The sequence below is a fragment of the Niveispirillum sp. SYP-B3756 genome, from assembly GCF_009495745.1.
Classification (GTDB): domain Bacteria; phylum Pseudomonadota; class Alphaproteobacteria; order Azospirillales; family Azospirillaceae; genus Niveispirillum.
In genome coordinates this window covers 78,485-105,021 of sequence record NZ_WIDQ01000008.1, presented here as the reverse complement: position 1 = coordinate 105,021, position 26,537 = coordinate 78,485, and the positions used below count along the sequence as shown (strand labels likewise).

Annotated in this window: 25 protein-coding genes; 10 read left to right on the top strand and 15 right to left on the bottom strand. The window is 64.5% G+C overall.

The genetic code is table 11. The annotated features are described in order from the left end of the window. The first annotated feature begins 102 nt into the window (after window positions 1-102). The 3 genes from GE253_RS16880 (at window position 103) to GE253_RS16870 (ending at window position 2,510) form a co-directional block, all read left to right on the top strand. A complete protein-coding gene (locus GE253_RS16880) occupies window positions 103-678 on the top strand; it encodes an XRE family transcriptional regulator (protein ID WP_153205312.1) in 576 nt (191 codons plus the stop codon). Window positions 679-688: 10 nt separating this feature from the next. Continuing rightward, complete coding sequence (locus GE253_RS26080; protein WP_153205311.1) at window positions 689-1,672, top strand: GNAT family N-acetyltransferase; 984 nt, start codon at window positions 689-691, stop codon at window positions 1,670-1,672. An 82-nt stretch (window positions 1,673-1,754) separates the two neighbouring features. Next, complete coding sequence (locus GE253_RS16870) at window positions 1,755-2,510, top strand: SDR family oxidoreductase (RefSeq protein WP_173012686.1); 756 nt, start codon at window positions 1,755-1,757, stop codon at window positions 2,508-2,510. A gap of 160 nt (window positions 2,511-2,670) precedes the next feature. On the opposite strand, the gene GE253_RS16865 is transcribed toward GE253_RS16870, so the two are convergent. From GE253_RS16865 to GE253_RS16855, 3 genes are all read right to left on the bottom strand, one after another. Beyond that, a complete protein-coding gene (locus GE253_RS16865; protein ID WP_153205309.1) occupies window positions 2,671-5,535 on the bottom strand; it encodes a [protein-PII] uridylyltransferase in 2,865 nt (954 codons plus the stop codon). Window positions 5,536-5,698: 163 nt separating this feature from the next. Then, window positions 5,699-6,232 (bottom strand): hypothetical protein, encoded by a 534-nt coding sequence (locus GE253_RS16860; RefSeq protein ID WP_153205308.1) that lies wholly within the window; start codon window positions 6,230-6,232, stop codon window positions 5,699-5,701. Between the two features lie 133 nt (window positions 6,233-6,365). Beyond that, window positions 6,366-6,650 carry a BolA family protein gene (locus GE253_RS16855; protein WP_153205307.1) on the bottom strand — a complete coding sequence of 95 codons (285 nt, stop codon included), beginning with the start codon at window positions 6,648-6,650 and terminating at the stop codon, window positions 6,366-6,368. A gap of 79 nt (window positions 6,651-6,729) precedes the next feature. Here GE253_RS16855 and GE253_RS16850 point away from each other — a divergent pair, with 79 nt between their 5' ends. Continuing rightward, window positions 6,730-7,659 carry a DMT family transporter gene (locus GE253_RS16850; RefSeq protein ID WP_153205306.1) on the top strand — a complete coding sequence of 310 codons (930 nt, stop codon included), beginning with the start codon at window positions 6,730-6,732 and terminating at the stop codon, window positions 7,657-7,659. A 30-nt stretch (window positions 7,660-7,689) separates the two neighbouring features. On the opposite strand, the gene GE253_RS16845 is transcribed toward GE253_RS16850, so the two are convergent. Continuing rightward, window positions 7,690-9,129, bottom strand: a complete 1,440-nt coding sequence (locus tag GE253_RS16845; protein WP_153205305.1) for a DUF2125 domain-containing protein — start codon at window positions 9,127-9,129, stop codon at window positions 7,690-7,692. A gap of 100 nt (window positions 9,130-9,229) precedes the next feature. Here GE253_RS16845 and GE253_RS16840 point away from each other — a divergent pair, with 100 nt between their 5' ends. The 3 genes from GE253_RS16840 to GE253_RS16830 all read left to right on the top strand — a co-directional run bounded on the left by GE253_RS16840 (window position 9,230) and on the right by GE253_RS16830 (window position 13,350). After that, window positions 9,230-11,794, top strand: a complete 2,565-nt coding sequence (locus GE253_RS16840) for a helicase-related protein (protein ID WP_153205304.1) — start codon at window positions 9,230-9,232, stop codon at window positions 11,792-11,794. Next, complete coding sequence (prmC, locus tag GE253_RS16835) at window positions 11,791-12,687, top strand: peptide chain release factor N(5)-glutamine methyltransferase (protein ID WP_247878708.1); 897 nt, start codon at window positions 11,791-11,793, stop codon at window positions 12,685-12,687. Before GE253_RS16840 ends, prmC begins: the two co-directional genes overlap by 4 nt. A gap of 210 nt (window positions 12,688-12,897) precedes the next feature. Continuing rightward, window positions 12,898-13,350, top strand: coding sequence for a DUF4167 domain-containing protein (locus tag GE253_RS16830; RefSeq protein ID WP_153205303.1), 453 nt, complete (start codon window positions 12,898-12,900; stop codon window positions 13,348-13,350). Window positions 13,351-13,455: 105 nt separating this feature from the next. Here GE253_RS16830 and GE253_RS16825 read toward each other — a convergent pair whose 3' ends face one another. From GE253_RS16825 to GE253_RS16785, 9 genes are all read right to left on the bottom strand, one after another. After that, entirely contained in the window at window positions 13,456-15,129 is a 1,674-nt protein-coding gene (locus GE253_RS16825) for a methyl-accepting chemotaxis protein (protein WP_153205302.1), read from the bottom strand. Between the two features lie 312 nt (window positions 15,130-15,441). Then, on the bottom strand, window positions 15,442-15,798 hold the full coding sequence (locus tag GE253_RS16820) for a histidine triad nucleotide-binding protein (protein ID WP_153205301.1): 357 nt from the start codon (window positions 15,796-15,798) through the stop codon (window positions 15,442-15,444). A 52-nt stretch (window positions 15,799-15,850) separates the two neighbouring features. Beyond that, window positions 15,851-16,210 (bottom strand): phosphoribosyl-ATP diphosphatase, encoded by a 360-nt coding sequence (locus GE253_RS16815; protein ID WP_153205300.1) that lies wholly within the window; start codon window positions 16,208-16,210, stop codon window positions 15,851-15,853. Between the two features lie 17 nt (window positions 16,211-16,227). Then, entirely contained in the window at window positions 16,228-17,001 is a 774-nt protein-coding gene (gene hisF, locus GE253_RS16810; protein WP_153205299.1) for an imidazole glycerol phosphate synthase subunit HisF, read from the bottom strand. Between the two features lie 5 nt (window positions 17,002-17,006). Continuing rightward, window positions 17,007-17,735: a 1-(5-phosphoribosyl)-5-[(5-phosphoribosylamino)methylideneamino]imidazole-4-carboxamide isomerase gene (gene hisA / locus GE253_RS16805; RefSeq protein ID WP_153205298.1), complete on the bottom strand. Its 729-nt coding sequence runs from the start codon at window positions 17,733-17,735 to the stop codon at window positions 17,007-17,009. 3 nt (window positions 17,736-17,738) lie between these two features. Beyond that, a complete protein-coding gene (locus tag GE253_RS16800) occupies window positions 17,739-18,314 on the bottom strand; it encodes a GNAT family N-acetyltransferase (protein WP_153205297.1) in 576 nt (191 codons plus the stop codon). Beyond that, window positions 18,311-18,961 carry an imidazole glycerol phosphate synthase subunit HisH gene (hisH, locus tag GE253_RS16795; protein WP_153205296.1) on the bottom strand — a complete coding sequence of 217 codons (651 nt, stop codon included), beginning with the start codon at window positions 18,959-18,961 and terminating at the stop codon, window positions 18,311-18,313. The genes GE253_RS16800 and hisH overlap by 4 nt, the downstream gene beginning before the upstream one ends. A gap of 36 nt (window positions 18,962-18,997) precedes the next feature. Beyond that, on the bottom strand, window positions 18,998-19,630 hold the full coding sequence (gene hisB, locus GE253_RS16790; protein WP_153205295.1) for an imidazoleglycerol-phosphate dehydratase HisB: 633 nt from the start codon (window positions 19,628-19,630) through the stop codon (window positions 18,998-19,000). Between the two features lie 160 nt (window positions 19,631-19,790). Then, window positions 19,791-20,585, bottom strand: coding sequence for an ABC transporter ATP-binding protein (locus GE253_RS16785; RefSeq protein ID WP_153205294.1), 795 nt, complete (start codon window positions 20,583-20,585; stop codon window positions 19,791-19,793). Between the two features lie 92 nt (window positions 20,586-20,677). On the opposite strand from GE253_RS16785, the gene GE253_RS16780 reads away from it, so the two are divergent. Together GE253_RS16780 and GE253_RS16775 are read left to right on the top strand one after the other, a co-directional pair. Beyond that, entirely contained in the window at window positions 20,678-21,979 is a 1,302-nt protein-coding gene (locus GE253_RS16780; RefSeq protein WP_153205293.1) for an ActS/PrrB/RegB family redox-sensitive histidine kinase, read from the top strand. A gap of 194 nt (window positions 21,980-22,173) precedes the next feature. Then, entirely contained in the window at window positions 22,174-22,758 is a 585-nt protein-coding gene (locus GE253_RS16775; RefSeq protein ID WP_247878707.1) for an ActR/PrrA/RegA family redox response regulator transcription factor, read from the top strand. Between the two features lie 47 nt (window positions 22,759-22,805). On the opposite strand, the gene GE253_RS16770 is transcribed toward GE253_RS16775, so the two are convergent. Next, window positions 22,806-23,540, bottom strand: coding sequence for a hypothetical protein (locus GE253_RS16770; RefSeq protein WP_153205292.1), 735 nt, complete (start codon window positions 23,538-23,540; stop codon window positions 22,806-22,808). A gap of 297 nt (window positions 23,541-23,837) precedes the next feature. Next, window positions 23,838-24,482: a uracil phosphoribosyltransferase gene (gene upp / locus GE253_RS16765; RefSeq protein ID WP_153205291.1), complete on the bottom strand. Its 645-nt coding sequence runs from the start codon at window positions 24,480-24,482 to the stop codon at window positions 23,838-23,840. Between the two features lie 187 nt (window positions 24,483-24,669). On the opposite strand from upp, the gene GE253_RS16760 reads away from it, so the two are divergent. Beyond that, window positions 24,670-26,535, top strand: coding sequence for an ABC transporter ATP-binding protein/permease (locus tag GE253_RS16760; protein WP_153205290.1), 1,866 nt, complete (start codon window positions 24,670-24,672; stop codon window positions 26,533-26,535). The last annotated feature ends 2 nt before the right edge of the window (window positions 26,536-26,537 follow it).

Genomic DNA, 26,537 nt, shown 5'->3' with positions numbered 1-26,537 from the left:
GCCGGCTCAGCACCTCGTGGCGCGGATGCGCCCGCCCGGCACCTGTGGGAACCTGAAATCTCCCGATTGTAGATGTTTCATATCTGATATATATTCCCATTTATGAAACAAGAAACCCCATGCCCCAACCTTGATGATCGCCTCGCTGCCCGCCTGGCGCAACTGCGCCAGGAACAGGATTGGTCATTGGACGAACTTGCCACACGCAGTGGGATCAGCAAAGCAACCCTCTCCCGGCTGGAGCGGGGGGAGACCAGCCCCACGGCCAGCCTGCTTGGCCGGCTTTGCACCGCCTATGGTCGCACCATGTCGCGCCTGCTGGCAGAGGTAGAAAGCCAGCCGGTCAGCCTGTTGCACCCCGACCAGCAACCGGTCTGGATTGATCCTGGCACCGGCTTTCACCGCCGCTCCGTCTCCCCGCCGGCCAGCGGCTTTGATACGGAGCTGATTGAGGGCACCTTGCCCCCCGGCACCGTGATCGATTACGCCACCCCGCCGGTGCATGGGCTGGAACAGCATGTCTGGATGCTGTCCGGCCGACTGGAACTGGCGCTGCAGGGCGTACCCTATCGGTTGGAACCGGGGGATTGCCTGCGCTTTCGCCTGTTCGGCACTTCCCGGTTCAGCGTGCTGGGGGACGCGCCCGCGCGCTATCTGATCGCCATCACCCGCCCCTGAAGAGACCAAGATGCATTACGATCTTTGTGAGGTTGCCGGCGATGATCTGCCGGCGCTGCTGCCTGATCTTGTCCATATTCTGCGTGCCTGTGTGGATGGCGGTGCCTCGGTGGGCTTCGTGCAGCCCCTCACGGCGCAAGCTGCTGCTTGCTTCTGGCAAAATGTATTTGCCGGGGTACGGTCCGGGTACCGTCACCTGTTGGTGGCCACGATGAAGGACAAGGTTGTTGGAACAGCCCAGCTCAACATCGATATGCCGACCAATGGCCGGCATCGGGCGGAGCTTTGCAAGTTGCTGGTCCATCCTGATGCGCGTCGTCGCGGCATCGCCGGGGCGCTGATCCGCCGTGCGGTGGAGATCGCTCGCAGCCAGGGCAAGCGCCTGCTGGTGCTGGATACCCGCAGCGGCACGGTGGAACCGCTCTACGCCGCCCACGGTTTCCAACTGGCGGGACAGATTCCATTTTATGCACAAGACCCCGATAATAGCGGCATAGCGCCGACCAGCGTCATGTATCGCCTCCTGCCGGAACCGGTTGCGGGGTTGGCTGTGACGGCGGCCCAGCCGGGTGATGCGGCGGTGACGCCGTTGCTGGATGCCCTGTCGGCTGACCTGTTGGCCCGGTTTGGCAGCGACGGGCGGCGCGGGCTGGATGGTTGGGGTATTGTGGCCAACCGCAGCGCCTTTGCATTGGCCTGGCTGAATGGGAGGCCGGTGGGCTGTGGTGCTGTCCGCCCGTTGGAGAATGCGCGCGGGACAGCCGAAATTAAGCGAATGTATGCGCTGCCGGGCACGGCGGGGGTGGGTGCTGCAGTGCTGACCTGGCTGGAAGATCAGGCCCGGACCCTGGGTTATCGCCGGTTGGTGCTGGAAACCCGCTGGGCCAATGACCGGGCCTGTGCCTTTTATCGGCGCCATGGCTATCGTGTGACCGACAATTTTGGTCATTATGTCGGCCGAACAGAATCTGCTTGTTTTGCGAAGGGCTTGTAACACCTCCGCACGGGTTGACGCCAGTGGCCTGCCCCGCGCACCATGGCGTCTTGATTCTAGTTGGGCTGAGGAGCGTTCGAACATGGCAAGGCTGCAGGATCGCGTGGCGCTGATCACCGGCGCCGGCAATCCGGTGGGGCGCGCGGTGGCGCAGGCCTTCGCGGAGGAAGGCGCCCATCTGGTGCTGCAATATGATGATGTGGCGCAGCGCCCTGCCATCAATGAATTGGTCCGCCAGATCGAGCGGTTGGGCCGCCGCGCCGTTGCCTTGGTCATGGAGATCAGCAGCCCCAATGGCGCCTATATGCTGACGGAAGCAGCGGTGGCCGGGCTTGGGCGGGTGGATATCCTGGTCAATAATACCGGGATACGCCCTGCCATTCCGGTGGTGGATACCACGGCCGAACAGTTCGATCTGGTGATGGCGGCCAATGTACGCTCTGCCTTCATGATAACGCGCATGGTATTGCCGCTGATGTTCCATCAGAATTACGGTCGCATTGTCACCACTGTGTCAGACATTGCCTATCGTGGGGCGCCTGGCTATTCACTCTATGGTGCGGCTGCAGGCGCGCTGCTGGGCTTCACCCGCAGCTTGGTGCATGATATCGGCCTGCGTAATGTGACAGCCAATTGCGTGGCCCCCGGTATCATTGATCCGGTGGTTGCCAGCGAAGGCGAGCGTGCCGCGCTGGAGGCGGTTCGTCGTGCCTTGCCCAGCCAGCGCCTGGGTGAACTGGGGGATATCGTTCCCTCTTATGTCTTCCTTGCCTCAGACGAGGCGCGGCATATGGTAGGCCAGTGCCTCAGCCCCAGCGGTGGGTCCGTTATGCTTTAATGCCAATCCGCCGAGGGTTTGACCCTTGGCGGATTGGAGGCCGGCGACTGCCGGCCCGGCGCGTGAGGGAACGCGATATCTCCCTGGATCGGTCACGATCAAGGGAGATTGGTATAAGATCCGGAGCCATGGGGATGGCTATGGGTATCTGCACCCGCACTCACGCCGCCTTGCGCCGGCTGGGCTTGGCTGATTTCTCCGGCTCGCCCTCCGGATCGGCCAGGGCCGTCAGCAGGGCGCTGCGGATGTCGGCCAGTTTGCGCTCATGCGTGACTTTCAGCCCGAAGACATCCTTCACATAGAACACGTCGATGGCGACATTGCCGTAGGTGGAGATTTTCGCCGAGGCAATCTGCAGGTTGGCCTGGGTCAGCGCCCGGGTCAGATGGAACAACAGGCCGGGACGGTCGCGGCCATTGACCTCGATCACCGTGTGATTGCCGGTGATGGTGTTATCCACCAGCACGCGGGGCGCCACCTTAAAGGCGCGCGCGCGGGCTGTCTGTACCGGGCGGCGCTTGGCCAGCTCATCCACCAGCCGCAATTCACCGGCCAGCACCTTGTCCACCATCACCGACAGGCGGGCCAGCTTGTCCCCGCTGTCGAACGGGCCACCGCCGGCGGCCTGGATGGAGAAGACGTCCAGCGCCATGCCATTGGTCATGGTGAAGATGCGGGCATCGACAATATCCGCCCCGGCCAGCGCAATGGCTCCGGCCAGACGGGAGAACAGGCCCGGATGGTCGGCGGTGTAAACCGTCACTTCTGTCACCGCGCGGCCCCGATCGATGCGGGTATCCAGCGTCAGGGGTGCGCGCCCGCGTTCCGCTTCCCGGATCAGCCTTGCATGATGGGCCAGCGTTTCGGCCGTAAAGCCCAGCCAATAGGCCGGATAGGCCCGGCCCAGATGGGCATCAATCTCCGCCGGCTGCCAATCAACCAGCAGCGGGCGCAGGCCTGCCTGGGCCGCCAGCACCCGCCCATCGCGCCCTTCCGGCAGCACGGTGCCGGACATCAGCTCTTCCGACCGGCGGTAAAGCTGGCGCAACAGCGTCGCCTTCCAGTTGTTCCAGCGGCCGGGGCCGACAGCGCGGATATCCGCCACCGTCAGGCAGAGCAGCAGCTTCAGCCGCTCCGGGCTCTGCACCAGATCGACGAATTTGCGGATGGTGCCTTCATCATCCAGGTCGCGTTTCAGGGCGGTGGCGGACATGGCCAGATGCCAGCGCACCAGCCAGACGACGGTTTCCGTCTCCTCCTCCGTCATGCCCAGGCGGGGACAGAGCTTCTCCGCCACCTTGGCCCCCAGGATGGAATGATCGCCGCCGCGCCCCTTGGCGATATCATGCACCAGCATGGCCACATAAAGGGCGCGCCTGGAATTGACGGTGTGGATCACCTCTGATGCCAGCGGCACCTCATCCTTCAGGTTGCCTTGTTCGATCTGGTGCAGGATGCCCACGGCGAACAGCGTATGCTCATCCACCGTGAAATAATGATACATGTCGAACTGCATCATGCCGACGATGCGGCCGAAATCCGGCACGAAGCGGCCCAGTACACCCGCCTCATTCATGCGGCGCAGGGCCACTTCCGGGTCTTTGCGGGAGGAGAGGATTTCCAGGAACAGCCGGTTGGCATCCGCATCGTCGCGCAGCTTCGGCCCGATGGCCGACAAGGCACGGGTGATGGCGCGCAGCGCGTTGGGATGCACATCCAGATCCTGCTGCTGCGCCACCCGGAACAGCCGGATCATATCCACCGGATGATCGCGGAAATGCCGGTCCGACTTTACATTCAGGCGGCCGGCATCCAGGGTGAAGCCCTCCACCTCCGGCTTGGCAAAGCTGCGGCGCAGGAAGGCGAATCGGGGTGTGCGGCGGTTCTCATGCTCCAGATTGGCGCAGAAGATGCGGGTCAGATCGCCCACATCCTTGGCCACCATGAAATAATGCTTCATGAACCGTTCAACGGCGCTGGTGCCGGCATGTTCGGTATAGCCCAGGCGGCGGGCCATTTCCGACTGCATGTCGAAGGTCAGCCGGTCTTCCTGGCGCCCGACAATGTAATGCAGCTGGCAGCGCGCTGCCCACAGGAAGCTTTCCGCCTTGGCGAAGCGCTGTGCCTCTTCTGGAAGTAGCACGCCCTTAGAGACCAGGGCTTGTACCTCATCGGTCTGATAGGCGTATTTGGCGATCCAGAACAGGGTCTGCAGGTCGCGCAGGCCGCCCTTGCCCTCCTTGATGTTGGGCTCCAGCATATAGCGGCTGCCGCCGATCTTGCGGTGACGCTCCTTGCGCTCCGTCATCTTGGCATCGATGAAGGCGGTGACGCTGCCGGCAGCACCAATCACATCCTTGGTGAAGCGCTTGCGCAGCTCCTTGTAAAGAACCGCCTCTCCCCACAGGAAGCGGGATTCCAACAGGCTGGTGCGGATGGTCATGTCTTCCAGCGACAGGCGGATACATTCATCCACCGAGCGCACGGCATGGCCCACCTTCCAGCCCAGATCCCACAGCAGGTAGAGCATATATTCCACCACCTGCTCCACCCTGGGCGTGCGCTTATAGGGCAGCAGGAACAGCAGATCGACATCGGAGAAGGGCGCCATCTCCCCGCGGCCATAGCCGCCGATGGCGATGATGGCCAGCCGTTCGCCCTTGGTCAGTTCTGCGGTGGGATAGACATGGTCCAGGGTGAAATCAGCCAGAGCCTGCACGATGGCATCGGTCAGCCGCGCCGTCTGATGCACGCAATCATCGCCGCGATGGGTGGCCTCGAACCGGGTACGCACGGCGGTGCGACCCTCTTCCAGCACATCCTTCAGCAGGGCGAGTGCAGGCCCGCGCAAGCCATCAATGGAGCCATTATGGCCTTCCGCCAGGGCGGCGAACCGCCGCCCGATGGCAGCGCGGTTGGGGATGAGGGGGCGCGACCCTTCCGGCCGGCGGCTGCTGCCGCCGGATGTATCGGAGGGGGTGGCGCTGGTGGTGTGGGTGGAAAGAGAGGCGGTATCGGCAGGCATCTTAATGGTTCCGGGATGATCCCTGGTGCCCATTATGCCACGAAAGAAGTTAAACGGCTGCGACGTTCGCACGGCCATATGCCCCTGCCTCCCCGGACTATCCTTATTAACCGGCTTGACCCCGGCATTTTTGTGGCGCTGCGGCAGCGCCAAAGATCGGGTCTCAGGCCCGGCTGGCGTGCAGGGCCGGCAATTGCCGCAACAGCCGACGGGCATTCTCATTGGTGGCCTTGTGATAGGGTTTCAGCCCCAGGCCACCCAGCCGCGTCGCCTCCAGCGCCAGATGGGCGCAGGCGATTTCAGCGATATTCAGGCTGGTTTCGACATAGCGGCTGCTGGCATGGGCCCAGCGCAGCGGATCGGGCGGGCCCCAGCAGGCCAGCGCCCATTGTTCCATGGCCATGCCCTGCTGGCTGGCCCATTCCATGGCGGCATCGGCAATGGCGCCCATGCCGCCAGCCACGGCCAGATTGGCTTCCAGGGCCGCGCGCAGCTTTTCCGACACCATGCGGATGAATTCCGGATCGCGCAGCAGATCGGGATCAATGGCCGTTTCCGCCAGCCGCATCAGGCGCAGCGCGATGGTCTGCTGCGCCGCCCACAGGGTTTCCCCCAGCACGACAGCGGTGCCGGCAATCTCCGCCGCCACCTCCACGCTGCGGGCGCTGGTACTGCTGGCCTTGGCTGATCTGGTCATGGGCTGTTCCCTTCTCGTTGGAACCGGCGGGCTCGCCAGCCACAGCTTTCAGCCTAGACCCTGTCATGTTGCACTGCAAAAAACCCTGCGACGCAACGACGCGCAGCAGGGTTGCAATGGGCGCGGGCGTGATTCAGCCCTTCACCGCCTCTTCCGGGGTCAGCGCCTTGATGGAAAGCGCATGGACCCGCTCGGCCAACTCATCCTTCACCACCTCATAGACCAGCCGCTGACGGGCCACCCGGCCCAACCCCTGGAACCGGGCGGAAACGATGGTGACGTCGAAATGCGTCTCCCCGCCGGGATGGTCGGCCCCGGCATGGCCGGCATGGCTGTGCGAGACATCCTTGATGACCAGGGCCTGGGGCTCTAAAGCCTGGGTCAACTTGTTTTCCATCCGGGTCGCGTAGACGGCCATGGCGGCATTCCTGTTCCTGCTGCGGCAAGGGGGCCGGCGCGCCGTTCCCCGATGATCGCCCAAGAGGTAGTCCAACATCATGGCCGATGAAAGCGCCAAGGCCCCCGCCCACCCGTCTTCCCGCCCGGTAACCCCGCTGGTGGCCGCCGCCCTGTTGGGGTTGGTGATCCTGCTCTGGGGTGTCAACTGGCCGGTGATGAAGCGGGTGGTGGGGCAGATGCCGCCCATGCTGTTCGTCGCCGCCCGTCTGGCACTGGGGACGGCCACGCTGATCCCGGTGGCCTGGGTGGCGGGGCAGTTGCGGCTGCCGGCCCGACGCGACCTGCCGGTGCTGCTGTCGGTGGGGGTTTTGCAGATGACCGGCTTCATGATGCTGGTGACGCTGGCCCTGCAGCATGTGCCGGCGGGCCGCGCCGGCATCCTGGCCTATACAACCCCGCTCTGGGTGGTGCCGCTGGCCCTGATCTTCCTGAAGGAGAAACTGTCGCCATTGAAAGTGGGGGGGCTGCTGCTGGGATTGGCGGGGGTGGCGGTGCTGTTCAACCCGGCCGCCTTTGACTGGTCAGACCCGGCCGTGCTGACCGGCAATGGCATGTTGATGGCGGGGGCGGCCCTGTGGGCGGTGAATATCATCCAGGTGCGCGGGCACCGCTGGGTGGGCACGCCCCTGTCGCTGGCCCCCTGGCAGATGGGCATGGCCACCCTGCTGACCGGGGGTTTCGCGCTGGCGACAGAGGATGTAGCGCATATTCAATGGTCGGGCGAGCTGGTCACCCTGCTGGTCTATAACGGCCCGCTGGCCACCGCCTTCTGCTTCTGGGCCATGGTGACGGTCAACCGCGCCTTGCCGGCCATCACCCTGTCGCTCTCCACCCTGGCCGTGCCGGTGGTGGGGCTGGTGGCATCGGCCCTGTGGCTGGGGGAGGCGATGACCTTCACCAACATTGCCGGGCTGGGCTTCATCGCTGCCGGGCTGGTTGCGGTGGCCGCCGCCGATGTCCGGCGTTAAGCGTTGAAAACGCCTGCGCAGGCTGGCCCCTTACCGGGTCAGCAGGCCAGCCACATTCTGCATGTCATTGCCGTTCAGCATGATCCGCCCGTCGGGCAGGATGTGCAGTTGATAGCGATGGCTGAGGCCATCGGCCCCCTGTTCCGGCTGGCCCAGCCCCTGCACCGCGTAAAGCGCGATGGCTGTGCCGGCCGCCTTGGCCCCGCCACTGGCCTGGATGGCGGCGATCAGCCGGTCAATGCCGCTCATCGACAGATCGGCCTGGCCGGTCAGGCCGCGCGGGTTCTGGCTGGCAAACTTGAAAGCGCCATTACCGCTGACCGCTGTTTGCGGGCTTTTCAGGGAAAGCCGGTCAATATTGAGGTTGGAACCGGCGGTCTGCATGGCGGTGAACAGTTGCTCACGCGCGGCCTTGCGCGGCCCGTCGCTGGTGTCGCTGGCATAGGTGGCCAGCAGGGCCAATAGCGGGGCCGGTGGCAGCCGGCTGCCATTCAGGGAAATATCGGCGCTGGCGGGCACCAGGGCGGGGTCGATATCCGCCCCGCGCCGGTCCAGCCCGGCATGGCGCCAATCCAGCTGCATCCCGGCCCGCTCGCCGGACAAGCCATCCAGCGCCAGGGTGCCGCCACCGCTGTCCAGCTTGGTGCGGCGGCCATCATTATGCACCTGCTGATACCCCGCCAGATCAAGCTCCAGCTTCAGGGCCGTTGCCAGCCGTTCCATCTGGTCGGCCGTGGGCAGGCTACCGCCCCGCCAGACGCGGCTGACCTGGGCGAATTTGGTCAGATCCAGTCCCGCCGCATCGCCGCGCAGGCGCAGCTTCTGCAGGGCAATCTTCTCCATTCCTGTCGGGGCCTGGAAGTTCAGCCCACCCAAGGCCAGATTGAAAATCCCCGTCCAGGCATCGCCGGTCACACGCGCCGGTTCCAGTTTCAGCGCCAGACTGGCCAGGTTGAACAGGCCGCCGCCGCTGGTGGGGTGGAAGGCGACATTGGCCAGGGACAGATCGGCCGCATTCAGCAGATAGCCATCGCCTGACCAGCGGGCGTGCAGTTTCTGCTGGCCGATGGTCAAATCGCCGGCGCGGAAGCCGCGTTCGCTGAACACCGACAGCGGTTGCGGGATGCTGGCTTCCACATTCCAGCCGCCATCGGGCAGGGGCTTCACCTCCGCTTCCACCACCGGGGCTTCCAGCAGCCAGCCGCCATCGGTCAGCACCCGCAGCTTGGGCAGGCTGACGGCGTAGACGTCGCCCTGGGCCGTCACCTGCACCTCCGGCACCCGTTCCAGGCGGAATTGGTCCGGTTCGTTGCTGGCGGCGGCCTTCAACCGGTCCTGGATCAACCGTTCCAGATTGGCGGCACCGGCAGGGGTGGCCTGGGCCAGGGCCTGAGGGGCCGGCAATGACAACCCGGCCAGCAGCAGCAGGGCGGGGGCGGCGCGGGTGATATGGCGGAATATCTGTCGCATGGAACCTGAAATGGTGGGCTGGCGTGGCGATTCTATGGCGGGTCTGGGGCCATCGCGGGGCCTCTTGCATTATCGCGCCGGCCCGCCCATCCATAGGGGCATGAACGCGCATCCGCCATCCGTCCATCCGGCCTTCCCGCTTGCCACCCAACAGGGCCGGGTGATTGCCGTGCTGGGCCCCACCAACACCGGCAAGACCTATCTGGCGATGGAGCGGATGGCCGCCCATCGCACGGGCATGATCGGCTTTCCCCTGCGCCTGCTGGCGCGGGAGAACTATGAAAAGCTGGTGAAGCTGAAAGGGGAGGCGCATGTCGCCCTGGTGACGGGGGAGGAGAAGATCATCCCCTCTTCCCCGCGTTACTGGGTCTGCACCGTGGAAAGTATGCCGCTGGACCGCAGCGTGCAGTTCCTGTGTGTGGATGAAATCCAGCTTTGTGCCGATGATGAGCGCGGGCACATCTTCACCGACCGGCTGCTGCACGCGCGCGGCGGGGAGGAGACGATGTTTCTGGGGTCGGACATGATCCGCCCGCTGATCCAGAAGCTGATCCCCAAGGTGGAGATCATCTCCCGCCCCCGCTTCTCGCAACTGACCTATGGCGGGCATAAGAAGCTGACCAAGCTGCCGCCGCGCAGCGCCATCACCGCCTTTTCGGTGACGGAAGTGTATCAGTTGGCCGAAATGGTCCGCCGCTCGCGTGGCGGCACGGCGGTGGTGATGGGGGCGCTCAGCCCCCGTACCCGCAATGCCCAGGTGGCCATGTATCAGGCCGGTGACGTGGATTATCTGGTGGCGACAGACGCCATCGGCATGGGCCTGAACATGGATGTGGACCATGTCTGGTTTGCCCGCCTGTCCAAGTTTGACGGCCATCGCCCCCGCCGGCTGACCGCCGCAGAGGTGGCGCAGATCGGCGGCCGGGCCGGCCGCCACCAGAGTGACGGCACCTTCGGCACCACCTGGGACTGTTCGCCGCTGGATGAACAGACCATCCAAGCTGTGGAAAACCATGAATTCCAGCCGCTGACCAACCTGACCTGGCGCAATGCCGACCTGGATTTACGCTCCGTTGAGGGGCTGTTGCGCACGCTGGAGGCGCGGCCACCCTCGCCCCTGCTGCTGCGCGCCCGTCCGGCCGATGACCAGTTGGCCTTGCAGGCGCTGGCTCAGGATGGGGAACTGATGGGCCTGACCCGCCGGCCCGGCGGGGTGAAGCAGCTTTGGGAGGTCTGCCAGATCCCCGATTTCCGCAAGACCATGACGGATGCCCATACCAAGCTGCTGGCCCAAATATATCACCATTTGATGGCGCCGGGCGGGCGGCTGCCCACCGATTTCATCGCCGCCCAGGTGCAGCGGCTGGACAAGGTGGAAGGCGATATTGATGCGCTGGTGGCCCGCATCGCCCATGTGCGCACCTGGACCTATGTGGCGCACCGGCCCGACTGGTTGAAGGATGCCCGCCACTGGCAGGGACTGACCCGCGCGGTGGAGGACAAGCTGTCCGACGCGCTGCATGAACGGTTGACGCAGCGCTTTGTCGACAAGCGATCGGCCGGGCTGGTGAAGGTGCTGCGCGACGGGCGCGACCTGCTGGGCCATGTCGATGCGGCTGGCGTGGTCATGGTGGAGGGGCACCGCGTCGGCGCGCTGACCGGCCTCGCCTTCACCATGGAAGCCGATGTGGGGGAGGATGACCGCCCCACCTTGATGACTGCCGCCCGCCGTGTGCTGCGCGAAGAGGTGGCGCGCCGGGTGGCAGCCTTGGAAGCGGCAGGGCCGGACACGCTGGCGCTGGGCAACGACGGGGTGCTGCGCTGGCAGGATGTGCCGCTGGCCCGGCTGGCGGCGGGGCGCGACCTGCTGCACCCGGATGTGCGTTTGCTGCGGGACGATCTGCTGGATGGCAGCCAACGTGACCGGGCACGACAAAAGCTGCTGGATTTCGTGCAGGAACGCATCCGGCGTGACCTGTCCGCCCTGTTGCGGCTGCGCGATGCCGATCTGTCCGGCCCGGCGCGCGGCATCGCCTATCAATTGGCCGATGCGGCGGGGCAGTTGCCCCGCCCGGTGCTGGACCCGCTGATCGACAGCCTGGACAAGCCCGCCCGCAAGCAGCTTTACGATCACGGGGTGCGGCTGGGATTCAGCCGGGTTTTCCTGCCCGCGCTCGCCAAGCCGCGCCCGGCTTCGCTGCTGGCCCTGCTCTGGTCCGTGCGGGAAGGGGCGGCCCTGCCGGCCCCGGTACCGCCGCCGGGGCGGATTTCCGTGCCGCGCGGGCCGGATCTGGCCGATGGGTTGCTGCTGGCCGCAGGATATCTGCCGGTCGGGCCGCGCGCCATCCGCATGGATATGGTGGATCGGCTGGAGGCTGAACTGGCGCGGCGCAGCGGTGCCGATGGACGCTTGAGCGATCTGGCCGGGCTGGCCCCGCTGGCGGCCTGCGCCAATGATGAATTGCCGGGTATCCTGGCCGCACTGGGCTGGCGCGAGCGTCGCCAGCCCCCACCGGCGGAAGGCGAAGTGGCGCAGCCGCCCGCCTGGGTGCGCCGTCGCCCCACCCACGCCAAGGCCGAACGCCAGCGCAATGCCCCGCCGGTGGATGAAAACCATCCTTTCGCCGCCCTGGCCCGGCTGCGGGAAGCGGGATCAAGGAAATGAGCATGTCGAACGATGTGGAGCTTTCCCCCCTGCTGGCGGCGGCAGCGGCAAGGCTGGCAGCGCTGGGGGTGGAGGAGGCGCGGCTGGACCTGCTCTATCTGGCCGAAGCAGCCTTTGGTATCCCCACCAGCCGCCTGCGCCGGCCGCAGGGCCTGCGCGTGCCCGCCGACCGGCTGGCGCATTTTGACGGGCTGGTGGAACGGAGGGCAGCGCGGGAACCGGTGCAGCGCATCCTGGGCAATTGGGAATTCTGGGGCCTGGAACTGTTGCTGGGGCCGGAAACCCTGATCCCCCGCCCGGATACGGAAACCCTGGTTGAAACCGTGCTGAAGCGCCGGCCGCAGCGGGGCCAGCCCTGGCGTATCCTTGATCTTGGCACCGGAACGGGGGCCATTCTGCTGGCGCTGCTGTCCGAATATGCTGCCGCATCCGGGGTGGGGGGGGATCTGTCGCCCGCCGCCGCCGCCGTGGCGCGGGGTAATGCCCAAAGGTTGGGCTTGGGGAACCGCGCGCAATTCCTGGCGGGGGATTGGGCGACGGCGCTGGGGGGAGGGGGCTTTGACATCATCGTCTCCAACCCGCCCTATATCCCCGATGCCGATATTGCCGGTCTGCAGGTGGAGGTGGTGCGGTTCGAGCCCTGGCGGGCGCTGGCCGGCGGGCCGGATGGGCTGGGCCCTTACCGGCTGCTGTTGCCCGATCTGGCCCGGCTGGCGGCACCCGGTGCGCTGGTGGCGATGGAACATGGTGCGGACCAGGGACCGGCGGTGGCGGCCCTGTTCCGCGATGCCGGATTGGATGCTGTGGCCACCATTTGCGATCTGGGCGGGCGTGACCGCGTGGCGGTTGGTGAATGGCCAGCCCAGACCAGCGAAAAAAACCTGTTGGAATAGGCCGCAACACCCGCTAGGGTCCGGCTCATGCGGTAGCCGCGCGTGGGGCGCCTGCCGACATGACAGCCCTCGTGACCAGGGTTTGGGGCGTGCCCAAGGGGGCATGGGGCAAATGTGCCCCCTTAAAATGGTCAATCGCCAAGAACAGGCATGGACCAAAACGCCGACAGTCCGAGGGCAGGAAACTCCAGGGGCCAGAGCACAAAGCGAATGAGACAAGGACCGAATACACGGCGTTCACGCGGCCGCGGCGGTAATAATGGCGGCGGCGGCAACGGTGGTAATGGTGGCGGCGGCGGCGGTGGCAATAATAATGGCGGCAATCGCCGTCAGAACGGGCCGCAGCGTCAGCAGAATTACGACAGCAATGGCCCGGATGTGCGCATCCGTGGCAATGCTTTCCAGGTTTACGACAAGTATCAGGCGCTGGCGCGTGATGCCCAGGCGTCCGGCGACCGCATCGCGGCGGAGAATTACCTCCAGCACGCGGAGCATTATTTCCGCATCATGTGCCAGATCAACGAGCACGAGGCCCGTCAGCGCCAGAACAACCCGCGCTATGACAATGGCCCGGCCGGCAGCGGCCCCTTCGAAGGTGAGGAGGGCGATGACGGTGACGAGGTGGATGGCAACGAGGCCGAACAGGAACAGCCGGTCGCCTGACCGGCTTTCCCTTCAGTCCTGGTGATTGCACCGGGATGGCGATGCCATCCCGGATATTTTTCTTTTGCTCTGGTCTGCCGATAACCACCGCCGCAAAGGCGGTGGTCAGGCGGCCTTGCTGGCGCCTTCCACCACCTGGATCAGGGTGTCCCGCAGGGCACCGATATCCTGGGAAATGACGGTAATCGTGCGGGTGACCTCGCCCGCCTGCTGATCCACCTCGCCGGCCCCCTGGCTGACATTGCCGATCCGCTCGCTCACTTCCAGGCTGGCCCGGCTGGTCTCGCTGACATTGCGGGCAATTTCCCGCGTTGCGGCCCCCTGTTCCTCCATCGCGGCGGCGATGATGGTGACAACGCCATTCACCTCTTCAATGTGGGTGCTGACATTGGCCATCGCCTCCACCGCGGCGCGGGTGGCGGACTGAATGTCGCTGATCTGCCGGGTGATATCGTCCGTGGACCGTGCGGTCTGGGTCGCCAGCGATTTCACTTCCCCTGCCACCACGGCAAAGCCTTTGCCCGCATCGCCGGCGCGGGCAGCCTCAATCGTGGCGTTCAATGCCAGCAGATTGGTCTGCTGTGCGATTTCACCAATCAGAACCGTTACTTCCGAAATCCGCTCCACCGCCTGCGACAGGCTGGCAATGGTTTCCTGCGCCCGGCTGCCCCCGGCCACCGCTGTGCCGATGACACTGGCAGCGCGCTGCACCGAGCCGCTGATCTCCTGGATAGAAGCTGAAAGCTCCTCCGCGGCACTGGATACCGCCTGGGCATTGGCCAGCCCCTGGGCGCTGGCAGTGGCGACGGCGGCGCTGTCATCGGCCACGCTGGCAGCCAGACTGGACAGGTGCTGCATTGACTGGCCCATCAGCCGGGTGGATTGGCTGACCGTGTCCACGGTGCGGGTCGTCTCACTGGCGACCGTATCCGCCATGGCCTGCAGGGCCTGGCGTCGCTGCTGGGCGGCAGTTGCACGGGCCAGGGCCGCCTGTTCTTCCAGATCGCGGTTGGCGCGGGCCTGATCGCGGAAAATCAGCAGGGCACGCGCCAGCGCCCCCAGCTCATCCCGCCGTTCCTGGGCCGGGATATTGGCGTCCAGCTGACCGGCGGCAATGGCACTGGTGGCCGTCGTCAGATGCGCCAGCGGCTGGCTGACGCCCCGCTGATTGATGAACAAGGCCAGACCGACGCCAATGATGATCCCCACCAGGGCGGTGATCATCTGTGCCCGCTCTACCAGGGCGGCAAGGGCCTTGCTCTCCTGGGTCGCGGTCTCGATCCGCTTGTCCATCGCCTCGATAAAGCTGTCGGCCACCTTGGAGGCGGCGCGTTCCGCTGGCCGTGTCTCTTCGTTGAACAGGCTGTGGGCGGCGGGAATATTGCCCGCCAGGGCCGCGTCAATCACCCTCGTCAGGCTGGACATGACCTGCCGCTGGGTGGGGGCGAAGCCTTCCATCTGCAGGGCAGCGGTCTCCGCCCCCATGATGTTGGCCAGCCGGTCGACCCGTGCATTCAGTTCCTTGATGCGCTTGGCTGCCCGATCCGCATAGGCTTTGCGGTCCTCGGCACTCTCGACAAGGGTGTTCAGCGTATCACGTTGCACGGCACGGCTGAGCGAGCGTATCTCACCGACGTGGTAACGCATCAGATCCATCCGGACCATATCGAGATTGGCTTGTTTTTCCTGCCGCAAGCCTATGGCCGACACCGAGAAAACAGCCAAGGTGACCAGGGACAGGATAACAACCGGAATCAGAAGCCGGTGGGAAATGCGCATTTCCGTTCCCTATTCATGTATGCAAAGGGCGACTTAATGATGAATGAATAATATATAAAATCAACAGATAGCGAAATTTTGTAACAAAATTTATAAATTTTTATGGATGATGTATTAAGTTCTTAAATGGAAACGACATAAATAATATTATCTATTTAAAATATATTGATATGTGACGCAAAATTAGACTCTTCATGCCACCTGCTTTACGGAAATTTTCCGAAAAGAAAATAATCATATATGATTGTATTTGTAATTCTTAGACAAGCGGCGGCACCCGGGCATGTATCCGGAGCCGCCGGAATGTCTGCCTCAGGCCAGCATCTTCCCCAGCGGGCGACCGCCGACGATATGCACATGAAAATGCGGCACTTCCTGGTGGCTGTCCGGCCCGTGATTGGCCAGCAAGCGATAGCCGCTGTCATCCAGCCCGGCTTGACGCGCCACCAGCCCGACGGCGCGGATGAAGCCGGTGATTTCCTGCTCCGTCGCCTGGGCGCTGAAATCCGCGAAGGAGCAGAAGGGCCCCTTGGGGATCACCAGAATATGGGTGGGCGCCTGTGGGTTGATATCGTGGAAAGCCAGCGCATAGGGGTCTTCATAGACCTTCTTGCAGGGAATTTCCCCGCGCAGAATGCGGGCGAAGATGTTGCTGCGATCATAGATCAAGGGAACGATCCTTCCGCTGAAACGCTGTTATTTCCGCCCATGATGGTACAGGTCAGGCGGGCTTGCGGCTTTTCTTTTCCGCAATCCCGCTGATGCCTTTGCGTCCTTCCAGGATGCCATAGACCTGCGCCGGTTCCAGCCCGGCATCGGCCCACAGCACCAGCAGATGGTACAACAGATCGGCGGATTCGGCGGCCAGCTTGTCCTTGTCGCCGCGCATCGCCTCAATAACCGCTTCCACCGCCTCTTCGCCCACCTTCTGGGCGATCTTGGCGCGACCACGCGCGAACAGGCGCGCGGTGTGCGAGCTTTCCGGGTCGCCGCCTTTGCGCGCCAGGATGGTCTGATAAACCTCATCCAGCACAGCGGCAGTGCCGCTGCCATTCGCCGGCTTGTCCTTAGCCCCTGCCATGGTGTTTTCCGTTCTGCCTAAAGCCGTACCGGGATGCCTGCCGCCGCCATATGTTCCTTGGCCTGGCGGATGGAATAGGTGCCGAAATGGAAGATGCTGGCAGCCAGCACAGCCGAGGCATGGCCCTGGGTCACCCCTTCCACCAGATGGTCAAGGTTGCCCACCCCGCCCGACGCGATGACCGGGATGCTGACCGCATCGGCCACCGCCCGCGTCAAGGGCAGATTGAAGCCCTGCTTGGTGCCGTCACGGTCCATGGAGGTGAGCAGGATTTCACCCGCCCCATATTCCGCCATGCGTTTGGCCCATTCCACCGCATCCAGCCCGGTGCGGTTGCGCCCGCCATGGGTGAAAATCTCCCAGCGCGGTTCTCCGTTCGGACCCGGCTCCACCGATTTGGCATCAATGGCCACCACGATGCATTGGGCCCCGAATTTCTGTGCTGCTTCACGCACGAATTCCGGGCGGTGGACGGCGGCGGTGTTGATCGACACCTTATCGGCACCCGCCAGCAGCAGCTTGCGGATATCTTCCACCACCCGCACACCACCACCCACAGTCAGCGGCATGAACACCTGCTCGGCGGTGCGGCGCACCACGTCATAGATGGTGTCGCGGTTGTCGGAACTGGCGGTGATGTCCAGGAAGGTCAGTTCATCCGCACCGGCGGCATCATAGGCCTTGGCCTGTTCCACCGGGTCGCCGGCATCGATCAGATCGACGAAATTCACGCCCTTGACGACGCGCCCGTCCTTCACGTCCAGGCAGGGGATGATGCGGGCCTTCAGCATCGGCCTTACTCCCCGCGCAGCAGGGCGAGTGCCGCCGCCGGATCAATGCGGCCATCATAAAGCGCGCGGCCGGAGATCACGCCGATAATACCGGTCTCCTCCACCTCCTTCAGCGCCGCCAGATCGGCGATGGAGGAGACACCGCCGGACGCAATGACCGGGGTGGTCAGGTGGCTGGCCAGATCGGCGGTGGCCTCCACATTCACGCCGCCCATGGCACCATCGCGGTCGATGTCGGTGTAGATGATGGCGGCCACACCGCAATCCTCAAACTTCAGCGCCAGATCCAGCGCCTTCAGCTCGCTGGTCTCCGCCCAGCCTTCCACGGCGACATAGCCGTTGCGGGCATCAATGCCGACGGCCACCTTGCCGGGGAAGGCCTTGCAGGCTTCCTTCACCAGGGCCGGGTTCTTCACCGCCACGGTGCCCAGGATAACCCGCGCAATGCCGCGCGACAGCCAATAGTCAATGGTGTCCATGTCGCGGATGCCGCCGCCCAACTGTGCGGGCAGGGAGACGCGGGACAGGATGGCCTCCACCGCAGCACCATTGACCGGCTTGCCGGCGAATGCACCGTTCAGATCCACCAGATGCAGCCATTCATAGCCCTGGGTGGCGAAGCTTTCCGCCTGGGCAGCCGGATCGGCATTGAAGATGGTGGCCTGTTCCATCTCACCGCGCAGCAGGCGCACGGCATTGCCGTCCTTCAGGTCGATGGCGGGAAAAAGGATCATGGCTTAAGGCTCCCCGGACGGGTCTTCCCCGTCCCCCTGCTGTTCCAAGGTTTTGTAATAAAAATGGCCGCTGATATCGCGGCCCATGGCGCGGGCATAATGCGGGTGCGTGCCCCAGCGGATGAAGCCCATCTTCTCGTAAAGCCGTATGGCGCTGTGCTGGGTGTCGCGCACATCCAGGTTCAGCAGCCGGAAGCCTTCCTTGGTCGCCTGATCGATCACCGCCTGGGTCAGCTTGCGCGCCAGCCCATGCCCACGCGCCCAAGGGGCGACAAAGGCGGTGGTCAGGCTGCAGGCAAAGCTCTGCGCCTCATTATTGCGGGTCGGACGCACCAGTTGGGCCGATCCGGCGACAATGCCATCCAGCCGACAAATGAACAGGCTGCGCTCCGGCACGGCCAATACGCCCTTCCAATAGCGTTCCTGCACATCGCGTTCCGGCGGCATGACCCAACCGAAGCCGCCGCCATCCAGGATGGCGGCTTCGGTGGCGTCATACAGGTCCATCAGGTCAACCCGGCGGAATTCCGTGACCAGTTCGACGCTGGTTTCCGTGTTGGGGACGGCGTTGTCACTCATGGTCGCCACCGCAGGAAATTGGCGATCAGGGTCAGGCCCGCCTGCTGGCTTTTTTCCGGGTGGAACTGGGTGCCGACAATATTGTCCCGCCCGACAATGGCGGTGAACGGCCCGCCATAATCACAGGTGGCCAGCACCTGCGCCGGGTCCGCCACCCGCATGGCATAGGAATGCACGAAATAGGCGTGCGCCCCCTCAGCCAGCTCAGCCAGCACCGGATGGGCAGGGGCCTGCAGGTGCAGTTCATTCCAGCCCATATGCGGGATTTTCAGCGTCGGGTCAGTTGGCGTCAGCGGCCCCACCTCCGCATCCAGCCAGCCCAGACCGGCATGGTCGCCATGTTCGCGCCCCAGCTTGGCCAGCAACTGCATCCCCACACAGATGCCCAAGAAGGGGCGACCATGCATGATCACCGCCTCATACAGGGCGGAGACCATGCCCGGCACCGCATCCAGCCCGGCGCGGCAATCGCCGAAGGCACCGACGCCGGGCAACACCACCCGGTCGGCCTTGGCCACATTGGCCGGATCGGCGGTAACCAGGATGCGGCTATCCAGCCCGGCATCGGCCGCCGCACGCTCCAGCGCCTTGGCAGCGGAGCGCAGGTTGCCGGAACCATAGTCGATCAGGGCGACGGTTTCGGTCATCGGATACGCCTTCATCGAACCGGCATGGGAACGGGGTTACAGCGACCCGCCCAGCACGCCCTTGGTGGAGGGAACGGCATCGGCCTTGCGCGGATCGATTTCGACCGCAACGCGGAAGGCACGCGCCAGCGCCTTGTAGCAGCTCTCCACGATATGGTGATTATTCTCACCATACAGGTTTTCAACATGCAGCGTGGCACCCGCCGCCTGGGCGAAGGCCTGGAACCATTCCTTGAACAGTTCGGTATCCATGTCGCCCAGCTTGTCGCGGGTGAAATTGACCTTCCAGATCAGATAGGGCCGGTTCGACATGTCGATGGCAACGCGGGTCAGCGTTTCATCCATCGGGATCAGCGCGTCGCCATAGCGCTGGATGCCTTTGCGGTCGCCCAGTGCCTTCATCACCGCCTCACCGATGGCGATGCCGCTATCCTCGGTCGTGTGGTGGAAATCGATATGCAGGTCGCCCTCGGCCTCCACCTCCAGGTCCATCAGTGAATGGCGGGAGAGCTGTTCCAGCATATGGTCGAGAAAACCAATGCCGGTGGAAACCTTGTACTGCCCGGTGCCGTCCAGGTTGACGGCGACGCGGATGCGGGTCTCCTTCGTCGTGCGTTCAACAACGGCACGGCGCGGAGCGCTGGCGGGGGTGACGGTCGCGTTCGACATGAATGGTTTCGTATCAAGCGCAACCGCCGCTGTCACCCCACCTGATTGCAGGGCAGAACCGGCCCCCGCGCGTGAAATGGGGGCTTGCCGAATGGAAAGATCGTTGCTTGGGTGATGGAAGGCCGTTAACGGAAAATACAAGGGAATTGCCACAGAGCCTTCACCCTTGCGCTGCCTGATCGCCGCTGCGGCGGTCGCGGGCAATGTCCAGGAAGACATCTTCCATCGTGGCGCGGCCATAGCGGGCCAGCAGGTCGTCCGGCGATCCACGATCCACGATCTGGCCGCCCTTCATCATCAGCACGCCATCACACAACCGTTCCACCTCTGCCATATTATGGCTGGCCAGCAGGATGGTGGCCCCGGTGCGGGCGCGATAGCGTTCCAGATAGGTTCTGATCCAGTCGGCCGTATCTGGGTCCAGGCTGGCCGTCGGCTCATCCAGCAGCAGCAATTCCGGTTCGTTCATCAGCGCCTTGGCCAGCGCCACCCGCGTCTTCTGCCCGGCTGACAGGTTGCCGGCCGGCCGGTCCAGCAGGCGGGTCAGTTCCAGCTCTTCCGCCAGCTGGGCGATGCGCGCCTTCAGCCCTGTCAGCCCATAAAGATGGCCATAGACGGTCAGGTTTTCGGTCACCGTCAGCCGGTGGGGCAGATCGACATAGGGGCTGGAGAAATTCATCCGCGGCAGCACGCGGTAACGCTGGCTGGCCATGTCATGGCCCAGCACCTCCACCTTACCCGATGTAGGCAGCAACAGGCCCAGCAGGATGGAAATGGTGGTGGTCTTGCCGGCACCATTGCCACCCAGCAGGGCCATGGTATGGCCGGCAGGCACGGTGAAGCTGATCTGGTCCAGGGCAGTGACCGGGCCGAATTTCTTTGTCAATGCATCCACCCGGATGGCGGGCAGGGCAGGGGGCGGATGACCTTTGTCTCTGTCTGTGTCGCTGGGCATGAAGATTGATGGTCCTGAAGCGGGAACACCCCTAATCTGGTCAGGGAAATGGCCATAATGATGGCCGCGATTGATAATGGTGGGACAAAGGGATGAGTGAAGCAACCCCGAATAGCCATCCGCAGCTGCCGGGCAATGAGGGGCGGGTCAGTGCCCGCACCCTGCTGACCATCCGCTGGATCGCGGTGCTGGGCCAGTCTGTCACCTTGGCCACGGTGACGCTGGGCCTGCACCTGCCCTTGCCCCTGCCCTTTGCGGTGGCGGCGGTGGCGGTCTCGGTGATCATCAACCTGTTTGCCATCCGCCGGCTGGCCCACCAGCCCTTTCTGGGTGACCGCGATGCGGCCTTCTATATGGCCTATGACATGGTGCAACTGGCCGTGCTGCTGTACCTGACCGGCGGGCTGGACAACCCGTTCGCCGTGATGATGCTGGCCCCGCTGACCGTGGCGGCCAGCACCCTGGGGCGGGAGGCGGTGACCATGCTGGTGGCGCTGGCCGTGCTCTGCTTCACCACCCTGGCCTTGACCGCCCTGCCGCTGCCCTGGCCCGGCCAGACGGAGGCGGGGTTGCCGCCGGTCTATCGTTTCGGGGTGTGGACGGCGCTGACCATGTCGGCCGGCTTCATCGCCGGCTATCTCTATAAGGTGGCGGATGGCGCCCGGCGCCTGTCCATGGCGCTGAATGCCAGCCAGGAGGCGCTGGCCCGGGCGCAGAGCGCCTCAGCCGTCGGCGCCCTGGCGGCGGCGGCCGCGCATGAGCTGGGCAGCCCGCTGGGCACCATCGCCGTGGTGGCCAAGGAACTGGCGCGCGACACCCCGCCCGACAGCCCGATTGCCGAAGATGTAGCCCTGCTGCAAAGCCAGGTGGCGCGCTGCCGCGATATCCTGGCCGAATTGTCCCGCCGGCCGGGCAACAGGGGCGGGGCGGAACCGTTCGTGCCCATCGCGGCCTTGCTGGAAACGACGGCCAGCCCCTATTTCCGCCCGGGCGTCAGCCTGGAGGTCGTCAATGTGAACGAGCCGGAGGATGGCACCCCCAATGTGCAGCCGGTGCCGGAAATGGTGCATGGCATGGCCAATATCCTGCAGAACGCTATGCAGTTCGCCGCCTCGCGCGTGCTGGTGACGGTGGATTGGGCGGCACCGGGGGTGATGCTGACGGTGGAAGATGACGGGCCGGGCTATCCGCCGGCCCTGCTGCCCCGCCTGGGCGAACCCTATGTCAGCGGCCGTACTCTTGCAGCGCGGGAGGCAGCGGGCAATATGGGGCTGGGCCTGTTCATCGCACAGACGCTGCTGGAACGTTCCGGCGCTGTGGTGACCTATGCGAATGGCAGGTCGGGCGGGGCCATGGTTGCCATCCGCTGGAAACATCCCACCTTCACGGTGTAGTACTAATCTTCCTTGATCCTGGTCGATCAGGGAAGATTTCTGTTCCCTCAAACGCCGGGCGCCGCCATCCGGCGGCTTGGCTCGCGCGCACATGGGTGCGCGGGCTGGCGGTCGCCAGCCACCCATCTGCCGAAGGTCAAACCTTCAGCAGATGGGTGTAGAACCCCCTCTCAGGATCGAAGCAGAAAGTCCGAATGATGAGCGATGAAGCCCTGCTCTCCGGGGACCAGCCGAAATTGACCTTCACGGGCGATGCCTCGCGCAGCCTGCTGATCGTGGATGATGACGCGCCCTTCCGCATCCGTCTGGCCCGCGCCATGGAGCGGCGGGGCTTTGATGTGGTGGCGGTGGATAGCGTCAATATGGGCATCGAGGTGGCGCATGAAAGCGCGCCGCGCTATGCCGTGGTTGATCTGCGGCTGGGCGACGGGTCGGGCCTGGATGTGGTGAAGGCGCTGCGCGACGCGCGGCCCGATGCCCGCATCGTCATGCTGACCGGCTATGGCAATATCGCCACCGCCGTGGCGGCGGTGAAGTTCGGCGCGGTGGATTATCTGCCCAAACCGTCCGATGCCGATGCGGTGGAAGCGGCCCTGCTGGCCGATGGCCCCCTGCCGCCCCCGCCGGAAAGCCCGATGTCGGCCGACCGGGTGCGCTGGGAACATATCCAGCGGGTGTTTGAACAATGCGACCGCAATGTCTCTGAAACCGCGCGCCGGCTGAAAATGCACCGCCGCACCCTGCAGCGTATCCTGAACAAGCACGCGCCCAAGGCGTGACGGGATCACCCCCAGCGGCCGGGTCACCGGCCGCCAGGGGGAACCGATCACGGGGCCGGCGGCTTGGCGAAGCTGGACAGCGTAATATCGGCCGTCACCACCATCTTGTCCTGCACGCCGGCCATCACATCGGCTTCCATGGGGGCGGCAGCCATTTGTATTTTGGCGCTACGGTTGCTCATCATCATCATTTCCGTGCGCTCGGCAAAATTGATCTGGCCGACACGGTATTCCCGGTTGGGGAAGGCCGCCTTCAGCCGCTTCACCTCATCATTCACCTTGGCATAGATCTGCTCCCGCAGCTTGGCGCGGGCCGCCTCTGTCTCTGCCAGTGTCGGTTCAAAGGCGACATTGCCCACGCGCACCTGCAGGCCGGGGCGACTGGCCTTCTTGGTGCGGTCGGCCAGGGTGCCCAGCTGGCTTTCCGGCAGGCGGGCTTCCAGCGTCGCCTGCCAGCGTTCCAGCCCGGCGCTGTCCGATTGCTGGTTCATGGCGGTGATGCGCCATTCCGCCTTGTCGGCGATGCCAGCGACGGCCTTCAGGATATCGGCGCGCAGGGTGCCAGAATTTTCTGACCCGTTGCTGGCCGCATCCACCACCAGGGTGACGCGCGCCGTCTCCGTCTTCACCCATTCTTCCACCGCCAGGTTAAGCGTCACATTGTCGGATACGGGTGCGGGGGCCACCACCAGGGGGGCCGACTGCGCCCAGACGGGCGATGCCGCCAGCGGCAGGGCCAGCATGGCGGCGGTCAGGGCGAACAGGGCGACGGGGCGGCGCATGGAACTCTCTCCTTTATCGTCGGCGGGTTCCACACCCGCCGTTGAGAGGGGAGAGTAGCGCATCCCCGGTGGCGGAAATACGACCGGAAGGGGATAATTCAGGGGTAATAGGCCGGGGGGCTTTCCTCTGGAATCCGTCGGGCAGCCTTTCTGTTTTCCTATTTTAACCGTCATTCCCGCGAAGGCGGGAATCCAAACAACAGAACGGGTTATGGATTCCCGCCTTCGCGGGAATGACGGCAATGAAACGGCAAGGGAGTGAGAAATTACTTTGTGACCCAGCGTTCACCACCCGCCCTATTTCGTGCCGAACAGCCGGTCGCCGGCATCGCCCAGGCCGGGCACGATATAGGAGTTGGCATCCAGATGGCTGTCCAGGGCGGCGGTGAAGACCGGCACATCCGGGTGATGCTGGTGGAACACCGCCACCCCTTCAGGGGCGGAAACCAGGGCCATGAAGCGGATCTGGCTGTCGGCCACGCCATGGCGGTTCAGCACATCCACGGCATGAACGGCGGAATAGCCGGTGGCCAGCATGGGATCGACCAGGATGAAGATGCGGCCCGCCGGGTCCGGCAGCTTCACCAGATATTCCACCGGGCGTTTGGTTTCATGGTCGCGGTAAAGCCCGATATGGCCTTCGCGCGCCGCCGGCACCAGTTCCAGCAGCCCTTCCGCCATCACCAATCCTGCGCGCAGGATGGGCACCACGGCCAGCTTGCGCCCTTCGATCACCGGGGCATCCATGGTGGCCAGCGGGGTTTCGATGCGCTCCGTCGTCATCGGCAGGTCGCGCGTGATCTCATACCCCATCAGCAGGGCGATTTCCCGCAGCAATTGGCGGAAGCCCATGGTGGAACGGCCCTTGTCGCGCATATGCGACAGCTTGTGCTGGATCAGCGGGTGGGTCAGCACATGCAGATTGGGGAAGTCGCGGGTCATGGCCGGTTCCTGGCAAGATCGGGTTGATTTTAACCAGCATAACCACCCTGGCCGCTTTCGTCAGCGGTGACGATGCCCCATGCTTTGCCTGGGCGGCTGACGCGCGTGGGGCAAGGGCTGTGCCGGGCGGCATTCTCCCCCATATTCACCGCCCTGACCCCCAAGCCTTTCCAGACCCCTGGTTTCCATGCGCCGTCACGACCGCCCCAATGGCAGTTCCGCTGCCGATCGCGCCAACCGCACCCGCCTGACCGACGGGCAGGTGCTGAAACGCCTGCTGCCCTATCTCTGGCCGGCCGGACAGCCGGCCATGAAGCTGCGGGTGGTGCTGGCGCTGCTGTTCCTGGCGGTCGCCAAGGGGGCCAATGTCACCGTGCCCATCTGGTATAAGGGGGCGGTGGATGCCTTGTCCGGCAACGGGCTGGCCCAGGCCGTGGCGGCCAACCCGGCGGTCGCCATCCCCATCGGTTTCATCCTGGCCTATGGCTTGGCGCGGGTGCTGAGCCTGGCGTTCGGCGAACTGCGCGACGCGATTTTCGAACGGGTCAGCCAGCGCGCCATGCGGGTGGCGGCGCTGAATGTCTTTCGCCATCTGCACGCCTTGTCGCTGCGCTTCCATCTGGAACGGCAGACGGGCGGGCTATCGCGCGTGGTGGAACGCGGCACCAAGGCGATTGACAGTTTGCTCAGCACCTCCCTGTTCAACGTGTTGCCGACCTTGCTGGAAATCCTGCTGGTGACGGGTATCCTGTGGAAATTGTTTGATTTCCGCTTTGCTGCCGTCACCTTCGGCACGGTGGCGCTTTATATCGGCTATACCATCACCGTCACCAACTGGCGCACCCGCATCCGTCGTTCGATGCTGGATGCCGATACCAGCGCCAATGCCAAGGCCATCGACACGCTGCTGAACTATGAAACCGTCAAGTATTTCGGCAATGAGGTGTTTGAGGCCAACCGCTACGACAAGGCCCTGCGTGTCTATGAAGATGCGGCGGTCCGCACCCAGACATCCTTGTCGCTGCTGAATATCGGCCAGGGCATCATCATTGCCGGGGGCGTGGTGGCGGTGATGTGGATGGCGGCGACCGGCATCATCAAAGGCCAATTGACCATCGGCGATTTCGTGCTGGTGAACACCTATCTGCTGCAGCTTTACCAGCCACTGAATATTTTCGGCTTCGTCTATCGCGGCATCCGGGAATCGCTGAACGATATGGAGCGAATGTTCGAACTGCTGACCGTGGACCGGGAGGTGGAGGATAAGCCGGGCGCCCCCGCCTTGGTGACGGCCGGGGCCGCCATCCGTTTCCGCGATGTGCATTTCGCTTATGATAAGCGGCGTCCCATCCTGAAGGGCATCGATTTCACCGTGCCGGCCGGGCGCACCGTGGCCGTGGTTGGCCCCACCGGGGCCGGCAAATCCACCCTGTCCCGCCTGCTGTACCGCTTTTACGACGTAACCGGTGGTGCGGTGGAGATTGATCATCAGGATGTGCGGCAGGTCACCCAGGCGTCGCTGCGCGCCGCCATCGGCATCGTGCCGCAGGATACGGTGCTGTTCAACGACACCATCCGCTATAACATCGCCTATGGCCGCGTCGATGCCAGCGAGGCGGAGCTGGAGCGGGTGGCTGCCGCCGCGCAAATCCTGGATTTCATCAAGGCGCTGCCCGATGGCTGGAACACCATGGTGGGGGAACGCGGCCTGAAACTGTCTGGCGGGGAAAAGCAGCGCGTGGCCATTGCCCGCACCCTGCTGAAAGACCCGCCGATCCTGATTCTGGACGAGGCGACCAGTGCGCTGGATACCCATACGGAACGGGAAATCCAGGCAGCATTGACCGATGCGGCGCGCGGGCGCAGCACCCTGGTCATCGCCCATCGCCTGTCCACCGTGGTGGATGCCGATGAAATCATCGTGCTGGATGCCGGCCAGATCGTGGAACGCGGCAGCCACGCCGCTTTGCTGGCCCTGAACGGGGCCTACGCCGCGCTGTGGGCGCGGCAGCAGGAAGGGGTGAACCGGGCAGAGACGAAGCTGGAAGCGTAACC

Excerpts from the sequence above, each read along its gene's own strand:
- GE253_RS16840 (WP_153205304.1), top strand. The coding sequence starts at position 9,230 with ATGAACGCGCATCCGCCATCCGTCCATCCGGCCTTCCCGCTTGCCACC.
- GE253_RS16770 (WP_153205292.1), bottom strand. The coding sequence starts at position 23,540 with ATGCGCCGCCCCGTCGCCCTGTTCGCCCTGACCGCCGCCATGCTGGCC.
- GE253_RS16865 (WP_153205309.1), bottom strand. The coding sequence starts at position 5,535 with ATGCCTGCCGATACCGCCTCTCTTTCCACCCACACCACCAGCGCCACC.
- GE253_RS16800 (WP_153205297.1), bottom strand. The coding sequence starts at position 18,314 with ATGAGTGACAACGCCGTCCCCAACACGGAAACCAGCGTCGAACTGGTC.
- hisH (WP_153205296.1), bottom strand. The coding sequence starts at position 18,961 with ATGACCGAAACCGTCGCCCTGATCGACTATGGTTCCGGCAACCTGCGC.
- GE253_RS16860 (WP_153205308.1), bottom strand. The coding sequence starts at position 6,232 with ATGACCAGATCAGCCAAGGCCAGCAGTACCAGCGCCCGCAGCGTGGAG.
- GE253_RS16855 (WP_153205307.1), bottom strand. The coding sequence starts at position 6,650 with ATGGCCGTCTACGCGACCCGGATGGAAAACAAGTTGACCCAGGCTTTA.
- hisF (WP_153205299.1), bottom strand. The coding sequence starts at position 17,001 with ATGCTGAAGGCCCGCATCATCCCCTGCCTGGACGTGAAGGACGGGCGC.
- GE253_RS16760 (WP_153205290.1), top strand. The coding sequence starts at position 24,670 with ATGCGCCGTCACGACCGCCCCAATGGCAGTTCCGCTGCCGATCGCGCC.
- GE253_RS16780 (WP_153205293.1), top strand. The coding sequence starts at position 20,678 with ATGAGTGAAGCAACCCCGAATAGCCATCCGCAGCTGCCGGGCAATGAG.
- GE253_RS16870 (WP_173012686.1), top strand. The coding sequence starts at position 1,755 with ATGGCAAGGCTGCAGGATCGCGTGGCGCTGATCACCGGCGCCGGCAAT.
- prmC (WP_247878708.1), top strand. The coding sequence starts at position 11,791 with ATGAGCATGTCGAACGATGTGGAGCTTTCCCCCCTGCTGGCGGCGGCA.
- GE253_RS16850 (WP_153205306.1), top strand. The coding sequence starts at position 6,730 with ATGGCCGATGAAAGCGCCAAGGCCCCCGCCCACCCGTCTTCCCGCCCG.
- upp (WP_153205291.1), bottom strand. The coding sequence starts at position 24,482 with ATGACCCGCGACTTCCCCAATCTGCATGTGCTGACCCACCCGCTGATC.
- GE253_RS16815 (WP_153205300.1), bottom strand. The coding sequence starts at position 16,210 with ATGGCAGGGGCTAAGGACAAGCCGGCGAATGGCAGCGGCACTGCCGCT.
- hisB (WP_153205295.1), bottom strand. The coding sequence starts at position 19,630 with ATGTCGAACGCGACCGTCACCCCCGCCAGCGCTCCGCGCCGTGCCGTT.
- GE253_RS16785 (WP_153205294.1), bottom strand. The coding sequence starts at position 20,585 with ATGCCCAGCGACACAGACAGAGACAAAGGTCATCCGCCCCCTGCCCTG.
- hisA (WP_153205298.1), bottom strand. The coding sequence starts at position 17,735 with ATGATCCTTTTTCCCGCCATCGACCTGAAGGACGGCAATGCCGTGCGC.
- GE253_RS26080 (WP_153205311.1), top strand. The coding sequence starts at position 689 with ATGCATTACGATCTTTGTGAGGTTGCCGGCGATGATCTGCCGGCGCTG.
- GE253_RS16845 (WP_153205305.1), bottom strand. The coding sequence starts at position 9,129 with ATGCGACAGATATTCCGCCATATCACCCGCGCCGCCCCCGCCCTGCTG.
- GE253_RS16825 (WP_153205302.1), bottom strand. The coding sequence starts at position 15,129 with ATGCGCATTTCCCACCGGCTTCTGATTCCGGTTGTTATCCTGTCCCTG.
- GE253_RS16830 (WP_153205303.1), top strand. The coding sequence starts at position 12,898 with ATGAGACAAGGACCGAATACACGGCGTTCACGCGGCCGCGGCGGTAAT.
- GE253_RS16775 (WP_247878707.1), top strand. The coding sequence starts at position 22,174 with ATGATGAGCGATGAAGCCCTGCTCTCCGGGGACCAGCCGAAATTGACC.
- GE253_RS16880 (WP_153205312.1), top strand. The coding sequence starts at position 103 with ATGAAACAAGAAACCCCATGCCCCAACCTTGATGATCGCCTCGCTGCC.